At 68.0% G+C, this 17,879-nt stretch carries 15 protein-coding genes and 2 tRNA genes; 13 read left to right on the top strand and 4 right to left on the bottom strand.

Annotated features, from left to right (window positions below; genetic code table 11):
- The first annotated feature begins 18 nt into the window (after positions 1 to 18).
- The 3 genes from E5206_RS16755 (at position 19) to E5206_RS16745 (ending at position 3,513) form a co-directional block, all read left to right on the top strand.
- Entirely contained in the window at positions 19 to 1,014 is a 996-nt protein-coding gene (locus E5206_RS16755; protein ID WP_136323481.1) for a DMT family transporter, read from the top strand.
- Positions 1,015 to 1,147: 133 nt separating this feature from the next.
- Positions 1,148 to 2,533 carry a glycine--tRNA ligase gene (locus E5206_RS16750; RefSeq protein WP_136323480.1) on the top strand — a complete coding sequence of 462 codons (1,386 nt, stop codon included), beginning with the start codon at positions 1,148 to 1,150 and terminating at the stop codon, positions 2,531 to 2,533.
- A gap of 2 nt (positions 2,534 to 2,535) precedes the next feature.
- A complete protein-coding gene (locus tag E5206_RS16745) occupies positions 2,536 to 3,513 on the top strand; it encodes a GNAT family N-acetyltransferase (RefSeq protein WP_136323479.1) in 978 nt (325 codons plus the stop codon).
- 99 nt (positions 3,514 to 3,612) lie between these two features.
- Here the strand turns inward: E5206_RS16745 and E5206_RS16740 are convergent, their stop codons facing one another.
- Positions 3,613 to 4,413: a DUF1295 domain-containing protein gene (locus E5206_RS16740; RefSeq protein WP_136323478.1), complete on the bottom strand. Its 801-nt coding sequence runs from the start codon at positions 4,411 to 4,413 to the stop codon at positions 3,613 to 3,615.
- Positions 4,413 to 5,192: an alpha/beta hydrolase gene (locus tag E5206_RS16735; RefSeq protein ID WP_346763475.1), complete on the bottom strand. Its 780-nt coding sequence runs from the start codon at positions 5,190 to 5,192 to the stop codon at positions 4,413 to 4,415. Before E5206_RS16735 ends, E5206_RS16740 begins: the two co-directional genes overlap by 1 nt.
- A 293-nt stretch (positions 5,193 to 5,485) precedes the next feature.
- On the opposite strand from E5206_RS16735, the gene E5206_RS16730 reads away from it, so the two are divergent.
- From E5206_RS16730 to E5206_RS16700, 7 genes are all read left to right on the top strand, one after another.
- Entirely contained in the window at positions 5,486 to 6,859 is a 1,374-nt protein-coding gene (locus E5206_RS16730; protein ID WP_136323477.1) for an FAD-binding oxidoreductase, read from the top strand.
- A gap of 125 nt (positions 6,860 to 6,984) precedes the next feature.
- Entirely contained in the window at positions 6,985 to 8,391 is a 1,407-nt protein-coding gene (locus tag E5206_RS16725; RefSeq protein WP_136323476.1) for a YibE/F family protein, read from the top strand.
- A gap of 64 nt (positions 8,392 to 8,455) precedes the next feature.
- Complete coding sequence (dusB, locus tag E5206_RS16720) at positions 8,456 to 9,634, top strand: tRNA dihydrouridine synthase DusB (protein WP_136323475.1); 1,179 nt, start codon at positions 8,456 to 8,458, stop codon at positions 9,632 to 9,634.
- Positions 9,627 to 10,916, top strand: coding sequence for a deoxyguanosinetriphosphate triphosphohydrolase (locus E5206_RS16715; protein ID WP_136323474.1), 1,290 nt, complete (start codon positions 9,627 to 9,629; stop codon positions 10,914 to 10,916). Before dusB ends, E5206_RS16715 begins: the two co-directional genes overlap by 8 nt.
- Before the next feature lie 13 nt (positions 10,917 to 10,929).
- Positions 10,930 to 12,876 (top strand): DNA primase, encoded by a 1,947-nt coding sequence (gene dnaG, locus E5206_RS16710; protein WP_136323473.1) that lies wholly within the window; start codon positions 10,930 to 10,932, stop codon positions 12,874 to 12,876.
- A gap of 66 nt (positions 12,877 to 12,942) precedes the next feature.
- A tRNA-Asn gene (locus E5206_RS16705) sits at positions 12,943 to 13,015 on the top strand.
- A gap of 136 nt (positions 13,016 to 13,151) precedes the next feature.
- Positions 13,152 to 13,224: transfer RNA gene (locus E5206_RS16700), tRNA-Asn, on the top strand.
- A 128-nt stretch (positions 13,225 to 13,352) separates the two neighbouring features.
- Here the strand turns inward: E5206_RS16700 and E5206_RS16695 are convergent.
- Together E5206_RS16695 and E5206_RS16690 are read right to left on the bottom strand one after the other, a co-directional pair.
- Positions 13,353 to 13,760, bottom strand: a complete 408-nt coding sequence (locus E5206_RS16695) for a hypothetical protein (RefSeq protein WP_136323472.1) — start codon at positions 13,758 to 13,760, stop codon at positions 13,353 to 13,355.
- A gap of 206 nt (positions 13,761 to 13,966) precedes the next feature.
- On the bottom strand, positions 13,967 to 15,190 hold the full coding sequence (locus E5206_RS16690) for a multidrug effflux MFS transporter (RefSeq protein ID WP_136323471.1): 1,224 nt from the start codon (positions 15,188 to 15,190) through the stop codon (positions 13,967 to 13,969).
- Positions 15,191 to 15,374: 184 nt separating this feature from the next.
- Here E5206_RS16690 and E5206_RS16685 point away from each other — a divergent pair, with 184 nt between their 5' ends.
- The 3 genes from E5206_RS16685 to E5206_RS16675 are packed head-to-tail and all read left to right on the top strand — an operon-like array spanning position 15,375 to position 17,865.
- Entirely contained in the window at positions 15,375 to 16,277 is a 903-nt protein-coding gene (locus tag E5206_RS16685; protein WP_136323470.1) for a phage holin family protein, read from the top strand.
- Between the two features lie 53 nt (positions 16,278 to 16,330).
- Positions 16,331 to 16,960 (top strand): CDP-alcohol phosphatidyltransferase family protein, encoded by a 630-nt coding sequence (locus E5206_RS16680; RefSeq protein WP_136323469.1) that lies wholly within the window; start codon positions 16,331 to 16,333, stop codon positions 16,958 to 16,960.
- Positions 16,960 to 17,865 carry a DMT family transporter gene (locus tag E5206_RS16675; protein ID WP_136323468.1) on the top strand — a complete coding sequence of 302 codons (906 nt, stop codon included), beginning with the start codon at positions 16,960 to 16,962 and terminating at the stop codon, positions 17,863 to 17,865. Before E5206_RS16680 ends, E5206_RS16675 begins: the two co-directional genes overlap by 1 nt.
- Positions 17,866 to 17,879 lie beyond the last annotated feature (14 nt).

Raw genomic sequence — 17,879 nt, 5'->3', positions numbered from 1 at the left:
TGACGTAAGGTGTCTCCAATGACCCATGCACCACGCCTTCCGCTTATTGCGGGCCTGCCATTGGCCGTGGCCGCCGGCCTGTTCATCCCCGTGCAGGGACGCATCAACGGTGCCCTCGGCGCGGTGCTGGCGGACGGCATCGGAGCCGCGGTGGTGAGCTTCACCACGGGGCTGGTCCTGATGATCGTCATCTCCGTGGCCCTGCCGAAGGGCCGGGCGGGGCTGGCGCGGATCCTGCCGGCCGTCCGGGAACGCCGGATCCCGCCGTACTACGTGCTGGCCGGCTGCATCGGGGCCTTCTTCGTCTTCGCGCAATCCTTCACGGTGGGCCTGCTGGGCGTCGCCCTGTTCACCGTCGCCACGGTGACCGGGCAGACCCTCAGCGGCCTGCTGGTGGACCGGATGGGGATCGGACCCGCCGGCAAGAAGCCCGTCACAAGCATCCGGGTGATCGGGTGCCTCCTGACCATCGCCGCCGTTGCCTGGGCGGTGTCCCCGCGCCTCGCCGCATCTGCCGCGGGTGGCGGCGGGCACGACGCCGGATCCGGCACCGCGCCGCTGCTGGCCACGATCCTGCTTCCGGTACTGGCCGGATTCCTGATGAGCTTCCAACAGGCTATGAACGGCACCGCCACGGTCCACTACGGCACCCCGATCGCCGCCACGCTGGTGAACTTCATCTCCGGCACGGCCCTGCTGTGGATCGCGTGGCTGGTTAAGCTCGCCGTCGCCGGCGCTGGCAGCGGACTCCCGGCACAGTGGTGGTACTACCTTGGCGGCCCGATGGGCTGCGTCTTCATCGGCCTCGGCGCCCTGCTGGTCCGCAGTCTCGGGGTGCTGGTCACGGGGCTGGGCATGATCGCCGGACAGCTGCTGGGGTCCCTGGCCCTGGACGTGGTGCTGCCCGTGCCCGGCACCGTGGTGGCGCTGCCCACGGTCCTCGGCACGCTCCTGACGCTTGCCGCCATCGTGCTCGCCACCCTGCCCTGGCCCAAGGGGGCTTTGAAGCGGTAGCTGGCCGGTAGGCTAGGAAGCGCAGCATCCTGCACATCAATCTTTCGTACTGCTCCGTCCGGCAACCAGCCGGGGATCCGGGGCGCAGACCGCGGACCGCACCCAGCGGCCCTGTAGAAATTGGAGTCCCCCCATGGCAGCAAAATCCGTCCTCGACCAGATCATTTCCCTCGCCAAGCGCCGGGGTTTCGTATTCCAGGCCGGTGAAATCTATGGTGGCTCACGTTCTGCCTGGGACTACGGGCCCCTTGGAGCCGAGCTCAAGGAAAACATCAAGCGCCAGTGGTGGCAGTCCGTGGTCCGCGGCCGCGAAGACGTTGTCGGCCTGGACTCGTCCGTCATCCTGCCCCGCCAGGTCTGGGAGGCATCCGGCCATGTCGAGGTCTTCTCCGATCCCCTCGTGGAGTGCCTTTCCTGCCACAAGCGGTACCGCGCGGACCACCTCGAGGAAGAATACGAGGAAAAGAAGGGCCGACCCGCCGAGAACGGCCTCAAGGACATCGCCTGCGCCAATTGCGGCACCCGCGGCGAATGGACCGAGCCCCAGGAGTTCTCCGGACTGCTCAAGACCTACCTCGGACCGGTTGCCAGCGAAGAGGGCCTGCACTACCTGCGCCCCGAGACCGCCCAGGGCATCTTCATCAACTTCAACAACGTCCTCACAGCCTCCCGCAAGAAGCCGCCGTTCGGCATCGGCCAGATCGGCAAGTCCTTCCGCAACGAGATCACGCCGGGCAACTTCATCTTCCGCACCCGGGAATTCGAGCAGATGGAAATGGAATTCTTCGTCGAGCCCGGCACGGACGAGCAGTGGCACCGGTACTGGATGAAGGAGCGGATGTCCTGGTACACCAGCCTGGGCATTCGTGAGGAAAACCTGCGCTTCTTCGAGCACCCGCTGGAGAAGCTCAGCCACTACTCCAAGGGCACCACGGACATCGAATACCGCTTCGGTTTCCAGGGCTCCGAGTGGGGCGAGCTTGAGGGCATTGCCAACCGCACGGACTTCGACCTCTCCACCCACTCCAAGGCCTCCGGCACGGACCTGAGCTACTTCAACCAGGCCACGAACGAGCGCTACACCCCGTACGTGATCGAACCGGCCGCCGGCCTCACCCGCTCCTTCATGGCGTTCATGATCGACGCGTACACCGAGGACGAGGCACCCAACGCCAAGGGCGGCGTCGACATCCGCACAGTACTGAAGCTGGATCCGCGCCTGGCCCCGGTCAAGGCCGCCGTGCTGCCGCTGAGCCGCAACGAGGACCTTTCCCCGAAGGCCAAGGACCTCGCCGCCCAGTTGCGCAGGAGCTGGAACATCGAGTTCGACGACGCCGGCGCCATCGGCCGCCGCTACCGCCGCCAGGACGAGATCGGCACCCCGTTCTGCATCACCGTGGACTTCGAAACCCTTGATGACCAGGCCGTGACGATCCGCGAACGCGACACGATGAGCCAGGAGCGCGTCTCCCTGGACAAGGTGGAGGGCTACCTGGCCGCACGCCTGATCGGCGCCTAGGCATGGCGATCGCATACCGTGAATGGCGCGACGGCGATGACCTCGCGCTGCTGGAAATCTGGGGCGGCCCGGAAACGGTCCAGGCCGGACAGTTCCGCGGCACGCTGGCGCCCTCGGGCAACTCGCCGTGGCGCCGCTGCATCGTGGCCGAGGACGTCGTCGACGGCGTGGCCATCCCGGTCGCGGCCGGCGTGGTACATGAGGCCTCCCTGCATCCGGAACGGCTCTGGGCCTACATCGAGGTCGACCGGAACCACCGCCGCGCCGGCATTGGCTCCACCCTGCTGACGATGCTCCGCCACGAGGCCGAACGGGCGCCGTCGGGCGTCTCCAGGCTGCGCTGCAAGGTGGAGCCCGGCACCCCGGGGGCGGCGTTCGCCGAGGCGGCGGGACTGTCCCCGATCCAGCGCTCACGCCTCGTCGTCGTGGCGCCCGGTGCGCTCAGGCTGCCCGTCTTCGGTGACGGTTCCGAATCCGCGGCCTCCGAGCGGGTGGAGGATCTTGCCACCGGTTCGGTGGAACTGAGCGACGTCGTGGGCCGCTACTACACGGCGGTGCACGGTTGGGACAGCCCGGGGGAGCTGGGCATCGGCACCGTGCAGCGGCTGTTCCTGGATGAGCTCAGCGGTGCCCACGGCGCGATCGTGCTGCGGGCCCCGCAGGCCAGCGCCTTCGGCCAGGGCATCCCGGCCAGCAGGAAAGGCCGGCTGGAGGCTTTCGCCATCAGTTATGCGGAGCTGAGCCCCGGGGACGGCCCCTCCGGGCAGCCCTCGGAGGTATTCCTGGGCCACGATCCGCAGCTCAGCCCGGAGCAGGCCCAGGCCTCGGTCCGTGACCTGCTGGCCTTGATCGCGTACCAGTACCCGGTGCTGCTGGAAGTGGACGATTCGATGACGGCGCTGCGTGCCGTCGTCGAGCCGCTGCTGGAAAGCGGCAACGCGCACATCCAGGGCGCCGAAACCCTGGTTGTCTCCGACTGACCCGCAGCGCCCGGCGCCCGTCGCTGCGCAAATGCCCTGCCGCTGCCGGAATTCCGGCAGCGGCAGGGCATTTGCGCGTCGCGTGGCCGGTGGCGACAACTAGCGCGGGCGGGGCGGCCAGGGGATGAAACCCGAGGTGGACTCGATGTACTCCCGGTAGCCCGGGCGGGCGGACATGGCTTTCTCCGTCAGCGGTTTCCCGGTTTTGCCGGCGAGGGTCCAGATCATCAGGGCCGGGGAGAGGACGGTCAGGACGCCGGGCCAGGAGTCGGCGGCGACGAGGAAGAGACCGGCCCAGACGGCGGCGTCGCCGAAATAATTGGGATGCCGGGTGTAGCGCCAGAGCCCGGTGTTGAGGACGGTTCCACGCCTGGACGGATCGGCCTTGAACCGCGCCAGCTGCCAGTCGCCGACCGTCTCGAAGATGAAGCCCAGGGTCCAGGCCAGGACCCCCGCCAGCGCCAGCCAGCCGAGCGGGCCCGTACTGAACATGCCAAGCTGCACGGTGAGCGAGACGAAGAACAGCACCAGGCCCTGCGGCAGGTAAACCCGCCGCAGAGCATAGACGTGGCGCGAGCCCGGCGCAGCGGAGAGCATGTCCACGTACCGCGGATCCTCGTGTCCGCCGCGTGAGCGCAGCCCGATGTGGGCGGCCAGCCGGATGCCCCACACCGCCACCAGGGCCAGGAGCAGCAGGCGGCGGCCGCCGTCGCCGTGTCCTGCCGAGAGCAGCCAGGAGACAGCGGCCACCACCACAAAGCCGAGTCCCCAGACCGTGTCCATGACCGAATGACGGCCCTGCCGTACGGCGACCGCGAAGGTCAACGCCAGCAGGACCGCGAGCGCCGCGGCCGCCCACGGCAGGCTGGCGAGGAAGGCGCCGAGCGGGAAGAACGGCATCACAGCACCACCGGAAGGCTGCCGCCGGCCGCGGGCAGGATACGGCGCAGGGCCTCCGTGCCGGCCTCAATCCCGGTTCCGATGCCGGTGCCCGCCGCGAAAGCGTCGAGGATGAAGCCGTTCGCGAGCGAGTTCCATAGCCCCACGCGGCGGAGCATGAAGTGCCCCGCGCCCTTGAGCGCGACGTAGTCCACGGATTCGGCGACGCCGTCTGCCCGCCGTGCGTAGGCCAGCGAGTTGGCCGGGCTGGTCCAGCGGTCCTCCGTGCCATGGACGATCAGGATCCGCCTCCCGGCCACCCGTTCCACCGGTGTTTCCATGCTCAACCATGGGGCGAGGGCCACCACGGCCGCCACCTGCGGGTCATCGGCTACGCACATGGCCGTGAGCCCGCCCATCGAGTGCCCCAGGAGGTAGACGGGGAGCCTTGGATGCTCGCGGCTGATCTGCGCGAGTGCCCACCGGGCGTCCTGGACAGGGGACATGTCCTCCCCGTTCCACCCCCGGTACCGGTTCCGGAGGTTCCACACGGCCAGGCCGTGGGGACCGCCCTGGGCCCGGAGCGCCTGCACAAACGGCAACATCCGGGCCGGGCTCAGGTTCCGGGCGCGGACGGTGCCATAGCTGTCCGCCTCCCCGCCGTGCAGCACCAGTGCGACGCCGCGGGTGGTCCCGGCCGCCTCGGCAACCGTCAATACAGCCTTGGCTGCCGGCCCCGCCCCGGCCGCCTCATGTTCGCGGTCGTCCAGTCTGCGCTTGGCCACGCCGTTGCCCTCCACATCCGTCAATTACCTACCATAAGTCGCTGCGCCCGCGGGTCAAACCGCGGCTTCGAACCGACGTCGTCCGCCGGGCATTCCCGCGGTCCGCCAGGACCTGCCTATAGTCCATTCGGAGCCGAGGGCCCGGGCGATTGGCGCGGCGCCGCGGGCGTTCCGCAGACAGCAGCATCCTATTGACGGCGCATGGCCGGAGGAGTATTTCTTTTGACGTAAACCTCCGGGCGTCATGCCGGCTGGGAGCGCAGATTACCGTCCGGGTCGGGTCTCACGATGAAATCGACGGTACAGAAATGAACGCAACATCTTTGGATGGCCTGCGGGAGCAGGTCCGCGGGCAGATCGTCACGCCCGCCGACGCCGACTACGATGCGGCACGCGCGGTCTACAACGGCATGATCGACAAGCGCCCGGCGGCGGTGGTCCGGGTGTCCCAGGTGGCCGATGTCATCGCCTGCATCAACTTCGCCCGCGACAACGCCATGGACCTGGCCATCCGCGGGGGAGGCCACAGCGCCCCGGGCTTCGGCACGTGGGATGGCGCCTTGGTCATCGACTTCGCCAACACCTCGGGGGTCCGGGTTGATCCCGTAGCCAGGACGGCGCGTTCCGAGGCGGGCGCCACCTGGGCCGACTTCAACCACGCCACGCATGCCTTCGGGCTGGCGACCACCGGCGGTATTGTGGGCTCGACCGGCGTGGCCGGGCTGACTTTGGGCGGCGGGATCGGCTACCTGGCCCGCAAGTACGGCCTCAGCTGCGACAACCTCATCTCGGCCGACGTTGTGACGGCGGAGGGAAAATTCGTGACGGCCAGCGAAAGCGAGAACGAGGATCTCTTCTGGGCGCTGCGCGGCGGCGGTGGGAACTTCGGGGTCGTGACCTCGCTGGAGTACCGGTTGCATCCGGTGGACATGGTCCACGTCGGGATCGTCATCTACCCGATGGAGCACGCGGAGACGGTGGCGAAGTTCTATCGCGACTACTTGGCGTCAGCCCCCGAAGAGTTTGGGTCTTTCCTTGGATTCGCCCTCGGGCCGCCGGTGCCGTTCCTTCCCGAGGAATGGCATGGAAAGCCGGTGGCCGTCGTCGTCGGGATGTGGGCAGGCGATCAGGCCGAAGGGCCCAGCCGTTGGAAGCCTTTCCTGGACGTCGCCCCCGTGGCCGGATCCATGGTCGGGCCAATGCCCTACCCGGCCCTGAACCAGGCCTTCGACCCGCTGCTGCCCAAGGGGCTGCAGGGTTACTGGAAGGCGGACTTCCTGGCCGAGCTCAACGACGGCGCCATTAATACTCACCTCGACTACGGGAGCAGAGTGCCCAGCGTGCAAACCGCCGTGCACCTCTACTCCATCGACGGAGCTGTGCAGCGGGTGGGGGCCACCGAAACGGCCTTCGCGAACCGCAACGTGAAGTTCGCCCCGGTGATTGCCGGCATTTGGTCCGATCCTGCCGATAACGAGGCCAACATCGCCTGGGTGCGGGAGTATGCGGCCGCCCTGCGGCCCTATTCGGCGCCCGGCGGCTACATCAACTTCATGGACGGCGATGACCTGCCCAGAGTTGCGGAGAACTATGGGGAGAACTTCAAGCGACTGAGTGCCATCAAAGCCAAGTATGATCCGCAGAACCTCTTCCACATCAACCAGAACATCCCTCCCCAGTAAAGCCTCCGGGATCCGGTCAAAGGGCGTGTGAAGCCCCCGGCAGCCCGGCGGGTGCCGGGGGCTTCTCGTGTGCGGCAGGACTCCGCGCAGGCCGTAAAGTTGCATGGCATGAGGTTGAACTGCTGATGGGTGCCGGACATTCACATGCCCACACGGACCATGCTGAGCCGACGCCCCAGGCGCTCGCCGCCCGGAAGAAAGCCAACTGGATCCTGGCCGCTGTCCTGGTCCCGCTGACGCTCCTGACGCTCGCCGCCATGGTGATGATGTGGCCCTCGGGCAGCAAGGAGGGCATCACACTGGCCAGCCCGTACGCGGCGGCGCCCGGCGTTACCTTCGACACCGGCAAGATCCAGCGGGTGGTGTCAGGCAACTGCATGGACGGGCAGCCTGCGCAGCAGGGCTCGCAGTGCACCTTCGCCTACACCGAGCCGGACAAGGGCGGCAATCCCGTCAAGGTCGTCATCAACCCCGACGTCGCCAAATCCCACGGCGTCAAGCCCGGCGACAACATCCGCTACCTGAATCTCTCCCAGGCCCAGGGCGCCGCCGCAGGCCAGGGCTCGCCCGCCTATGTCTTCGTCGACTTCGTCCGCACGCTGCCCATCATCTTCCTCGCTTTGCTCTATGCCGTCGTCGTGATCGCGGTGGCGCGCTGGCGCGGGCTGCGGGCCCTGATCGGCCTCGTGGGGGCTTACGCCGTGCTGGTCTCCTTCATTCTCCCCGGGCTGGTGGAAGGAAAGCCTCCGCTGCTCCTGGCACTCGTCGGGTCCACGGTGATCATGATTGGGGTGCTCTACTTCGCCCACGGCTTCTCCGCCCGGACGTCGACGGCCCTGCTGGGCACCATGTTCGGCCTCGGCATCACCTCGCTGCTGGCTGCCTGGGCCACCGACGCCGCGAACCTTGCCGGGGTGGGCAACCACGACGCCGCCACGCTCGCCAACATTTCAGACCACATCTCGATCTCCGGGATCATCCTGTGCGGCCTCATTATTTCCGGGCTGGGCGTCCTGAACGACGTCACCATTACCCAGTCCTCCGCCGTCTGGGAACTGTGGGAACTCGCCCCGCAGACCAGCGCCCGAAAGCTCTTCAGTTCCGCCATGCGGATCGGCCGCGACCACATCGCCTCCACCGTCTACACCATCGCGTTCGCCTACGCCGGCGCCGCGCTGCCCATCCTGATCATCGTGATGCTCTACGAGCGGCCCCTGGGGGACGCCCTCACCAGCGCCGAACTGTCCGAAGAAGTGATCCGCACGCTCGTCGGCTCCATCGGGCTGGTCCTGGCGATCCCCGTCACCACGCTGATCGCGGTGCTCGTGGTCAAAGCCACCGGAATCAAGGCCGGCGCCCGCGGCGTCCGGATGACAACGGGCGGCCGCGTCAGCGCTGCCGTGCAGGCCCCGCCCCGGGCGGCGGACGACGCCGTCGGCGTCACCGGCCGCGACCGCGGGGGTGACGCCGCCGGCGGGTCCGAAACGGCGCCCGACACCCGCCGCGGGCGCCGGGCCGCCGTCCGGAGCTGAGGCAATTTACCCACATAGCCGAGGTGGACGCAGCCGATTTGCCCGGCTTTGAGACAATGGACGGGTGACTGTTGTAGCAACGCCTCCCGCCCCCAAGCTGGAACTCCCGCCCCTGAGGCTGGGCCCCCTCACGGTGGACACCCCCGTGATCCTGGCACCCATGGCGGGCATCACCAACTCCGCCTTCCGCAGGCTCTGCCGTGAGTACGGCGGCGGCCTGTACGTGGCGGAGATGGTCACCTCGCGTGCCCTCGTGGAGCGCACGCCCGAATCGCTGCGGATCATCGCGCACGACGACGACGAAAAGGTCCGCTCCGTCCAGCTCTACGGCGTGGACCCGGTGACCGTCGGTGCGGCCGTGCGGTTGCTGGTCGAAGAGGACCGCGCGGACCATATCGACCTCAACTTCGGCTGCCCGGTCCCCAAGGTCACCCGGCGCGGGGGCGGATCGGCCCTGCCGTGGAAGACGGACCTGTTCACCTCGATCGTCCGGACCGCCGTCAAGGAGGCCTCCAACGGCAACATCCCGCTGACCATCAAGATGCGCAAGGGCATCGACGAGGACCACCTGACGTACCTCGATGCCGGCCGGATCGCCCGGGATTCGGGCGTGGCCGCCGTCACGCTTCACGGCCGCACCACCGCACAGTTCTATTCCGGGCAGGCCGACTGGTCTGCCATCGCCCGGCTGCGCGAGGCGCTGCCGGACATCCCGGTGCTCGGCAACGGCGACATCTGGTCCGCGGACGACGCCATCCGGATGGTCCGCGAAACCGGCGTCGACGGCGTGGTGGTGGGCCGCGGCTGCCAGGGCCGGCCGTGGCTGTTCGGGGACCTCATGGCGGCCTTTGAAGGCAGCGACGTCCGCCACAAGCCGGACCTGCGCAAGGTGGCCGAAAGCGTCTACCGCCACGCCCAGCTCATGGTCGAGACCTTCGGCGACGAGGGCAAGGCCCTGCGTGAGATCCGCAAGCACATCGCCTGGTACTTCAAGGGCTACGTCGTCGGCAGCGAACTGCGCACCAGGCTGGCGCTCGTGACAAGCCTCGAGGTGCTGCGCGGGACGCTGGACCAGCTGGATCTTGATTCGCCGTACCCCGGTGTCGACGCCGAGGGTCCGCGCGGCCGTGCGGGTTCGCCCAAGAGGCCCGCGCTGCCCAAGGACTGGCTGCTGGACCGCACGATGGACGCCGAACAGTCGCGCGAGATCTGCCACGCCGAACTGGACGTCTCCGGTGGCTGAGACCAGGACCACCGCCCCGGTGCTGGACGGCTACGAGGCCCGCGACTGCGCCCGCTGGGTGGAGGAGCCGCCCAAATCCACCTACCGCTCCGATTTCGAGCGCGACCGCGCCCGGGTCCTGCACTCCTCGGCCCTGCGCCGGCTTGGCGCCAAGACCCAGGTGGTGGCCCCGGACACCGATGACTTCGTGCGCACCCGGCTCACGCACAGCCTCGAAGTCGCGCAGGTGGGCCGCGAGCTGGGCCATGCCCTGGGCTGCGACCCCGACGTCGTTGACACCGCCTGCCTCAGCCATGACCTGGGCCATCCGCCCTTCGGGCACAACGGCGAATCCGCCCTGAACGAGGTTGCGCACGCGATCGGCGGCTTCGAAGGCAACGCCCAGACCCTGCGCCTGCTGACCCGGCTGGAACCGAAGGTCCTGGCCCCGGACGGACGGCCCGCCGGGCTGAACCTGACCCGCGCCAGCCTCGACGCCGCCGCCAAATACCCGTGGTCGGCCGAGAACGCCCCCGTCCTCCACGGCGAACGGACCAGCAAATTCGGCGCCTACGAGGACGATCTGCCGATCTTCGACTGGATCCGCGAGGGCGCCCCGGGACGCCGATCCTGCCTGGAAGCACAGGTCATGGACCTCGCGGACGACATCTCCTATTCCGTGCACGACGTCGAGGACGCGATCGTCGCCGGCCACTTCCAGCTCCGCTGGATGGACAACCCTGACCACCGTGCCCGCGTCGTGGGCTACGCCAAGCAGTGGTACCTGCCGCACAATGATCCCGCCGCCATCGACGCCGCGCTGGCCAGGCTTGAGGCGACGAGGGTCTGGGTGCGCGAGGCCGACGGCAGCCGCAAGTCCATGGCAGCGCTGAAGGACATGACCAGCCAGCTCATCGGCCGGTTCTGCCAGAGCGCCCTCGAAGCCACCCGCGCCGTCTACGGACCGGAGAACCTCACCCGCTACAACGCGGAGCTGATCGTTCCGGACGAGACCGTGATGGAAATCGCGGTGATGAAGGGCCTGGCCACCACCTTCGTGATGACCACCGAACACCGGCAGCCCATCTACGAACGCCAGCGTGAGGTCCTGCATGCGCTGGTCACCGCCCTGACCGCCACTGGGGACCGCCACCTGGAGCCGATGTTCGCCGCCGACTGGCGCGACGCGGAGGACGACGGCGCACGGCTGCGCGTCGTCATCGACCAGGTCGCATCGCTCACGGACGGCTCCGCGCTGGCCCTCTACGAACGGCTCGTCGGCAGCCTGCCGTCGCTGTGGTGACTAGGATGGCACTGTGTCCGGCCTGATCAAGCGTGTTGATATTGACGAAGTACGCCAGCGCACGGACATCAAGGAAGTTGTCGACGGCTACGTCACCCTGAAGGGCGCGGGGCTGGGATCCTTCAAGGGCCTCTGCCCTTTCCACGACGAGCGCTCGCCCTCTTTCACCGTCCGTCCGCAGGCCGGGCGGTACCACTGCTTCGGCTGCGGCGAGGACGGCGACGTCATCTCCTTCGTGCAGAAACTGGACCACACCTCGTTCCAGGAGGCGGTGGAAAAGCTGGCGTCCAGGATCGGCTTCGAACTCCATTACGAGGACGGCGGCTCCGGTCCCAACCGGGACGAGATCGGCCGGCGGCAGCGGCTGCTGGACGCCCACAAGGTGGCCGATGAATTCTTCCGCGCACAGCTTCTGACCCCGGCGGCCACCGAAGGCCGCAACTTCCTCTACGGCCGCGGCTTCGACCGCGCGGCATCCGAACAGTTCGGCGTCGGCTACGCCCCGCAGGGCTGGGACTCCCTGCTCAAGCACCTCCGCGGCCGCGGCTACACGGACCCCGAACTGAAGCTGACCGGGATGTTTTCTGAAGGCGGCCGGGGGATCTACGACCGTTTCCGCGGCCGGCTGATCTGGCCCATCCGGGACATCGCCGGCGACACGATCGGCTTCGGCGCGCGCAAGCTGTACGAGGACGACCAGGGCCCCAAGTACCTCAACACCCCCGAGACCGCGCTCTACAAGAAGTCCCAGGTCCTCTACGGGATCGACCTCGCCAAGCGGAACATCGCCAGGGAACGCCAGCTCGTGGTGGTGGAAGGCTACACCGACGTGATGGCCTGCCACCTGGCCGGAATCACGACGGCGGTTGCCACCTGCGGCACCGCCTTCGGTACCGAGCACATCAAGATCGCCCGCCGGCTGCTCTCGGACGACGGCAGCGGGGGAGAGGTCATCTTCACCTTCGACGGCGACGCCGCCGGCCAGAAGGCGGCGCTGCGCGCCTTCGAAGAGGACCAGCGCTTCGTGGCGCAGACCTACGTCGCGGTCGAACCCAACGGCGCCGACCCCTGCGACCTCCGCCAGTCCAAGGGCGATTCCGCGGTCCGTGACCTGATCAACACCCGCCGCCCGCTGTTCGAATTTGCCATCCGCGCGTCCTTGAAAAGGCACAACCTCGACACAGTCGAAGGCCGGATCGCAGCCCTGCGCGAAGCCGCCCCCGTCGTGGCGCAGATCCGCGACGCCGCGATCCGTCCGGGCTACGCCCGCGAGCTCGCCGGCTGGCTGGGCATGCCGGTCGAGGAGGTCAACCGGGCCGTCGGCGCGGCTGCCAAGCGGGCCCAAGGCTCCGGGGCCGGAGGGAACGGGCAGGGCAACAGGCAGGACCACGGGGGCGGGCACGGGATCGCCCGAGGGTACGCTTCCGGAGGATCCGCGCCGGGAGTGGCGCCCTTGCCGCCGTCGCCGGCCCTGCCGTCCTTCAACCGGCCAGATCCCCGGGACCCGGTGGCGGCGATGGAACGCCAGGCGCTCGAGGTCGCCCTCCAGGAACCGGCGATGCTGGAAGGCGAGACATGGCAGCGGTTCTCGGAGGCGCGCTTTTCGACGCCGGCCTACCTCGCCATCCACGAGGCGATCCGGGCCACCGGGCTCGGCTTCGCCGGGGATCCGGCGCGCTGGGTGGAGCAGCTGCTGCAGGAAGTCCCCGAGCCGCTCAGGCCGCTCGTGTCCGAACTCGCCGTCGTGCCGCTGCCTGCCAACACCGCTGAGGGAGTGCTGCGGTACTGCAGGGACATCCTGGCGCGGCTGTTTGAACTGCAGATCACCCGGGTCAAGGCGGACAAGATGGGCCAGTTGCAGCGGCTCGATGCCTCCGCCGATCCCGAGGAGTTCCAGCGGCTGAACCGGGAACTCATGCAGCTCGAGATGGAGCGCCGGGCGCTGCGCTCGGACGCCTGAGGGCCGGTGCCCCAGGCCCCAATTTCACTTCCCGGCCGGGTGTTGCTAGGCTTATAGCCGCTTCATTCCTCCTTAGCTCAATTGGCAGAGCATTCGACTGTTAATCGAAGGGTTGCTGGTTCAAGTCCAGCAGGAGGAGCGCGCAGTCCCCGTTCCGGGTCACCGGGACGGGGACTTTTTTATACCCGGAGGGGGTATTTCCTCGGTTCCCGCCGCGGGGTGCGCCGCCGATTTCCAAAGCGGCGAAACCTTTGCTAATGTCGTACCTGCTTCATTCCTCCTTAGCTCAATTGGCAGAGCATTCGACTGTTAATCGAAGGGTTGCTGGTTCAAGTCCAGCAGGAGGAGCGGACAGGTCTCGCGGCCGGTGAACAACCGGCCGCGGGACCTTTTTTATGCGCCGGGTTCTTGGTGGGGATTCTTTGTGTTTTATGCGCCGGGTTCTTGGTGGGGATTCTTTGTGCGGCGCTGTGGGCTCAGACGAAGTACATCTCGACCTGGAGGAAACGCTCGGCCTCGGCCACGGCGGCCAGGAACGCTTCATCCTCGGTGGGGGCCTGCCGGGGCTCGCGGGGATGCCACTCGTGGGGCGCCGAATGCACCTGGGTGAAACCGCCGCCCGGCGGGGCGTAGAAGATGCCGAACCGCTGCACGGGCCATTCGGGGGAGGTCTCGGGGGCGACCAGGAGAGCCGACTCGTAGGCCGGATTGTACCACTGGGCGATCGGACGGCGCCGGTCTTCGGCGAACAGGCCGCCCGCGTACAGGGCCGCCGACTGCGGACTGGTCTGGCTGCACAGCCGTTCCCACCACAGAGGCAGGATCCCGGCGTCGTACCGCTGCCACGTGGCCGGTAGGGGTGGCGGGTTCTGCCAGTCGGGCATGAAACAACTTTATCGCCTGCAGCGTACCGGGAACAGGGCGGCTTGGGACCCGCGGCTACTGGATCGAAGGGACGGTGCGGGGCCGTACAACGAGCCTCCGGACATGCCCCACGCCCGGGTTTGCGGGTGGACATGATCTCGTTGTGTCCAGTCCTGTGTGCCAGGACTGGACATGTCCTCCCGGGAGGGCGGCTTGGGACCCGCGCCTACTGGATCGAAGGGACGGTGCCGGGCCGTACAACGAGCCACAGGGCCGCCGCGGCGGCGAGGAGGCAGGCGGCCTGGACGGCGCCCATGGGGGTGGCGGACCCGACGCCGAGCCAGCCGACCACGGGGGAGACGAGCCCCGCCATCAGGAACGTCGCGGCGCCCAGCAGCGAGGCCGCGGTTCCGGCCTGGGCGCCGTGCTTGGCCAGCGCCAGCACCTGGACGGTCGGGAACGTGAAACCGGCACCGAGGATGTAGAACCAGAGCGGCACCAACACGCCCCACAACCCGAAGCCCAGCTGGTCGAAGATGACGATCAGCACGGCCATCAGGAACATCCAGGCCGTGGAGCAGGCCAGGATCCATTGGGGCGGGACGCGCCGGATGAGCCTGGAGCTGGTCTGGACGCCCGCGACGATGCCCAGCGAGTTCACGCCGAAGAGCAGACCGTACTGCTGCGGCGTGAACCCATAGATGTCCTGGAACAGGAAGGGCGACGCCGAGAGATAGGTGAAGAGCCCGGCGAAATTCATGCCACCCACCAGCAACACGCCAACGAAGATCCTGTCGGCAAACAGCACCTGGTACCGCTGGCGGGCCGTCATCCCGGTCTTGCCGCGCAGCTGGCGGGGGAGCGTCTCCCGCACGACGAAGACCGCCGCGATGATCACGCACGTCCCGTAGCCGGCCAGGAAGACGAAGATGCCGGGCCAGGGCGTCAACAGGAGCAACTGGGAGCCGATGACCGGCGCAAGGATCGGGGCCAAGCCGTTCACAAGGGCCATCCTGGAGAACATCCGCACCATGGCGTAGCCGCTGAACAGGTCCCGGACCATGGCCATGGCCACGACGCCGCCTCCCGCGGCGCCGACGCCCATCAGGACCCGGAAGAAGCCAAGCGTGGCGATATCCGTGGACACGGCGGCCCCCAGCGAAGCAGCGATGTGCACCGCCGTGGCCAGGATCAGGGGGACCCGGCGGCCGAACTTGTCACTCAGCGGACCCACCACGAGCTGTCCGAGCGCGAAGCCCACCGTTGTCCCGGTCAGCGTCAGCTGCACGGCCGCCTGGGAGACACCAAGGCTTGCTTCCAGGGCGGGGAACGCGGGGAGGTAGAGGTCCACCGTGAAGGGGCCGAGAGCTGTCAGGGCGCCAAGCATCAGAACGTAGAGGAGCCTGCGGCGTCGGCTCAGGGAATCACCGGGATTCGTGGGGGTGGTCACAGGGACCAATCCTAGGGCCCTGCCGCACCGCCCCCGGGCTGCGGCAGGGCCGCGCCACACCCCGCCGGCACAGCCCCGCCGGGGACCTGAATGGTACTTTTGACACCGAGGTCTGTGCGAAACAGTGCAGCCCCGGCCAATCCGTGGAAACGGAATGACAGATGGAACCAGTTAGGCGGGACCGATGAGCGGACGTCACAGCGGCGGGACAAGCGGCGGGCTGCGCATTGCCGCGCTGCCCAAGACCCTGAGGCTGATCTTCAAGCTGGTGCCACGGCAGCTCAATGACGAGATTGCCCTCGCCAAGGTCGAGCTCAAGCGCAAGGGCATCCAGCTCGGCGTTGCCGCAGCGTTCTTCGCAGTCGCCCTGGCCTTTGTCGCCTTCCTGGTGATCGGTCTCATTGTTGCCGCCATCATGGGGCTCGCCACGATCATGCCGGCCTGGCTGGCTGCGCTGCTGGTCTGTGCCCTGTTCCTGGTGATTGCCCTGATCGGCGGAATGGTGGGCCTCAGGAAGTTCAAAAAAGCCATGCCGCTGGTTCCGGAAGGGACCCTCCGCGGACTCAAATACGATCTCGGCATCGCCAAGGAAGGCTCCGGCTTCAACCCGGCGGTCCTGGACCCCGATTCCGAACAGTACAAGGCAGCCAAGGCCGAGGCCGCCGCCAAGGCGAAAGCCGAGAAGGAAGCCAAAGCCGCCGCCCGGCCCGACTTCGGGCCGCCGCCCAGCGAAGACGAACTGCGGCGCCGCCTCGACCAGCGCCGCAGCCACCTCACCGGCGTGCGCGATGAGCTCGACGCCGAGCTCGACGTCAAGACCCAGGCCCAGGCCCTGCTGGCCGCCGCCCAGGTCCGACTGCAGGACGGCAAGGAGCAGCTCAGCGGCAAGGTCGCCGGATTCCGTTCCTCCGCCCGGAGCGCAATCACGGCGAACGCCGCAAAAACGGCAAACGCCGCAACCACGGCAAACACCGCCAACACCGCGGGAATCGCCGAACAGCTCGGCCAGCGCTGGAAGCCGCTCGTCGCGCTCACCGCCTCGGCCGCCGCCCTGGTCTACCTCCTGCGCAAGCTGATCAAGGGCTAGGCCCCGCTGAGCTCCCACGCTAAATCGTTGCCGGCCACGAAAAGGGGGAACTGATGAGGTTCATCGGCGCTGGTACCCGGTCCGGACAGCCCCTGATCCACCACGACACGGTCTTCACCGTCCCCAACCTCCTGACCGTGGTGCGGTTCCTCGGTGTCCCCCTCTTCATCTGGCTCGTGCTGGCGCGGCAGGAATACGGCTATGCCGCCCTGGTCCTCGGCATCATGAGCAGTACCGACTGGGTGGACGGCTACATCGCCCGCCGGTTCAACCAGATGTCCAACCTCGGCCGGGTCATGGACCCCATCGCGGACCGGCTGTCCCTGATCGCCGTCGCCGTCACCCTCGTGATCGCCGGCGTCCTCCAGTGGTGGTACCTGACCGCCCTGCTCGTCCCGGATGCCGTCCTGCTCACTCTGTCGCTGCACTACTTCCACAGCCACCCGGACCTGCCGGTCAGCAGGACGGGCAAGCTCCGCACGGCGCTGCTGCTGACCGGCACACCCCTGCTGGTGCTCTCCAGGATGCCCATCCCGGCCGCCGAGACCTGCTTTGTGGCCGCGTGGATCTTCCTTGGCCTGGGCCTGTTGGCGCACTGGATCGCGGGCTACAACTACTTCCGGGCCATCCTCAGTAAAGGCAAGAGACTTAAGATCGGCGACGACGATGGCGGCCTCAGCTGATGGTCTGGCTCGCCGTGCTGCTGGCGGTCCTTGGTGCCTTCTTCCTTGCCTTCGGCGCCCAGCGCCAGGGCAGTGCGGTCAAGGCCGACACCGGCGGACTGGCGCTCAGCACCCATGGCCTGCTGCGCCTGATCCGGAACCCCCGCTGGGTCTTCGGGCTGCTGCTGCTGGGCGCCGGCATGGCGATGAACGCCGTCGCACTGGTGACAGCGCCGCTGACCGTAGTCCAGCCGATCGGGGCGATCGCGCTCGTCATCACCACGATCGTCAACTCTAAGGACCAGGGGCTCAGTATCAACAGGGCCACGGTGGTGGCCATCTCCGCGTGCGTTACCGGGTCCGCGCTGTTCGTGGTGCTGGCCGTCAACGTGACGCAGGAAAACCACCACGTCAGCCGTTCGGACGAGCTGACCATCGTGCTGCTGCTGGCCCTCGCCGTCGGCCTCTTCGGCACCCTCGCCCTGCTCTTCAAGCACCGGATGAGTGCCTTCATCTACATCCTGGGCGCCGGCGTCCTGTTCGGCTTCGTGGCAGTCCTGACCCGTATTATCGGCAAGCACCTGTTGGATCCGAACGGGCTCGCCCTGCTGAACGTGCAGTGGTATTCCGTGGTGGCAATCGCGGCCGCGGGCGGCCTCGGATCGTGGTTCGTCCAGAGCGCCTACTCCGGAGGCCCGCCGGACCTGGTGATCGCCGGATTGACCGTGGTGGACCCGATCGTGGGCATTGCGATCGGCATCGCGATCCTTGGTGAACTGCGTCCCGACGTCCACGCCGTGATGGCAATTGCGATGGGGGCGGCCGCAACCCTTGCTATCGTGGGAGTGATCGCCCTGTCCAGGCACCATCCCGAGGTCACGAAGCGCAAGAAGGACGCGCGGAGGGCCGCGGGCCGGCTGTCCTAGGGCTTCAGTCAGAC

Origin of the sequence: Arthrobacter sp. PAMC25564 (assembly GCF_004798705.1) — a bacterium.
Taxonomy (GTDB): Bacteria; Actinomycetota; Actinomycetes; order Actinomycetales; family Micrococcaceae; genus Arthrobacter.
This window is presented reverse-complemented; position numbering and strand designations above follow the sequence as displayed.

What these genes read in the sequence shown, in the direction of transcription:
- E5206_RS16730 (WP_136323477.1), top strand. Translation starts at nt 5,486, where the DNA reads ATGAACGCAACATCTTTGGATGGCCTGCGGGAGCAGGTCCGCGGGCAG.
- E5206_RS16740 (WP_136323478.1), bottom strand. Translation starts at nt 4,413, where the DNA reads ATGCCGTTCTTCCCGCTCGGCGCCTTCCTCGCCAGCCTGCCGTGGGCG.
- E5206_RS16680 (WP_136323469.1), top strand. Translation starts at nt 16,331, where the DNA reads ATGAGGTTCATCGGCGCTGGTACCCGGTCCGGACAGCCCCTGATCCAC.
- E5206_RS16750 (WP_136323480.1), top strand. Translation starts at nt 1,148, where the DNA reads ATGGCAGCAAAATCCGTCCTCGACCAGATCATTTCCCTCGCCAAGCGC.
- E5206_RS16685 (WP_136323470.1), top strand. Translation starts at nt 15,375, where the DNA reads ATGAGCGGACGTCACAGCGGCGGGACAAGCGGCGGGCTGCGCATTGCC.
- E5206_RS16755 (WP_136323481.1), top strand. Translation starts at nt 19, where the DNA reads ATGACCCATGCACCACGCCTTCCGCTTATTGCGGGCCTGCCATTGGCC.
- E5206_RS16745 (WP_136323479.1), top strand. Translation starts at nt 2,536, where the DNA reads ATGGCGATCGCATACCGTGAATGGCGCGACGGCGATGACCTCGCGCTG.
- E5206_RS16675 (WP_136323468.1), top strand. Translation starts at nt 16,960, where the DNA reads ATGGTCTGGCTCGCCGTGCTGCTGGCGGTCCTTGGTGCCTTCTTCCTT.
- E5206_RS16695 (WP_136323472.1), bottom strand. Translation starts at nt 13,760, where the DNA reads ATGCCCGACTGGCAGAACCCGCCACCCCTACCGGCCACGTGGCAGCGG.
- E5206_RS16725 (WP_136323476.1), top strand. Translation starts at nt 6,985, where the DNA reads ATGGGTGCCGGACATTCACATGCCCACACGGACCATGCTGAGCCGACG.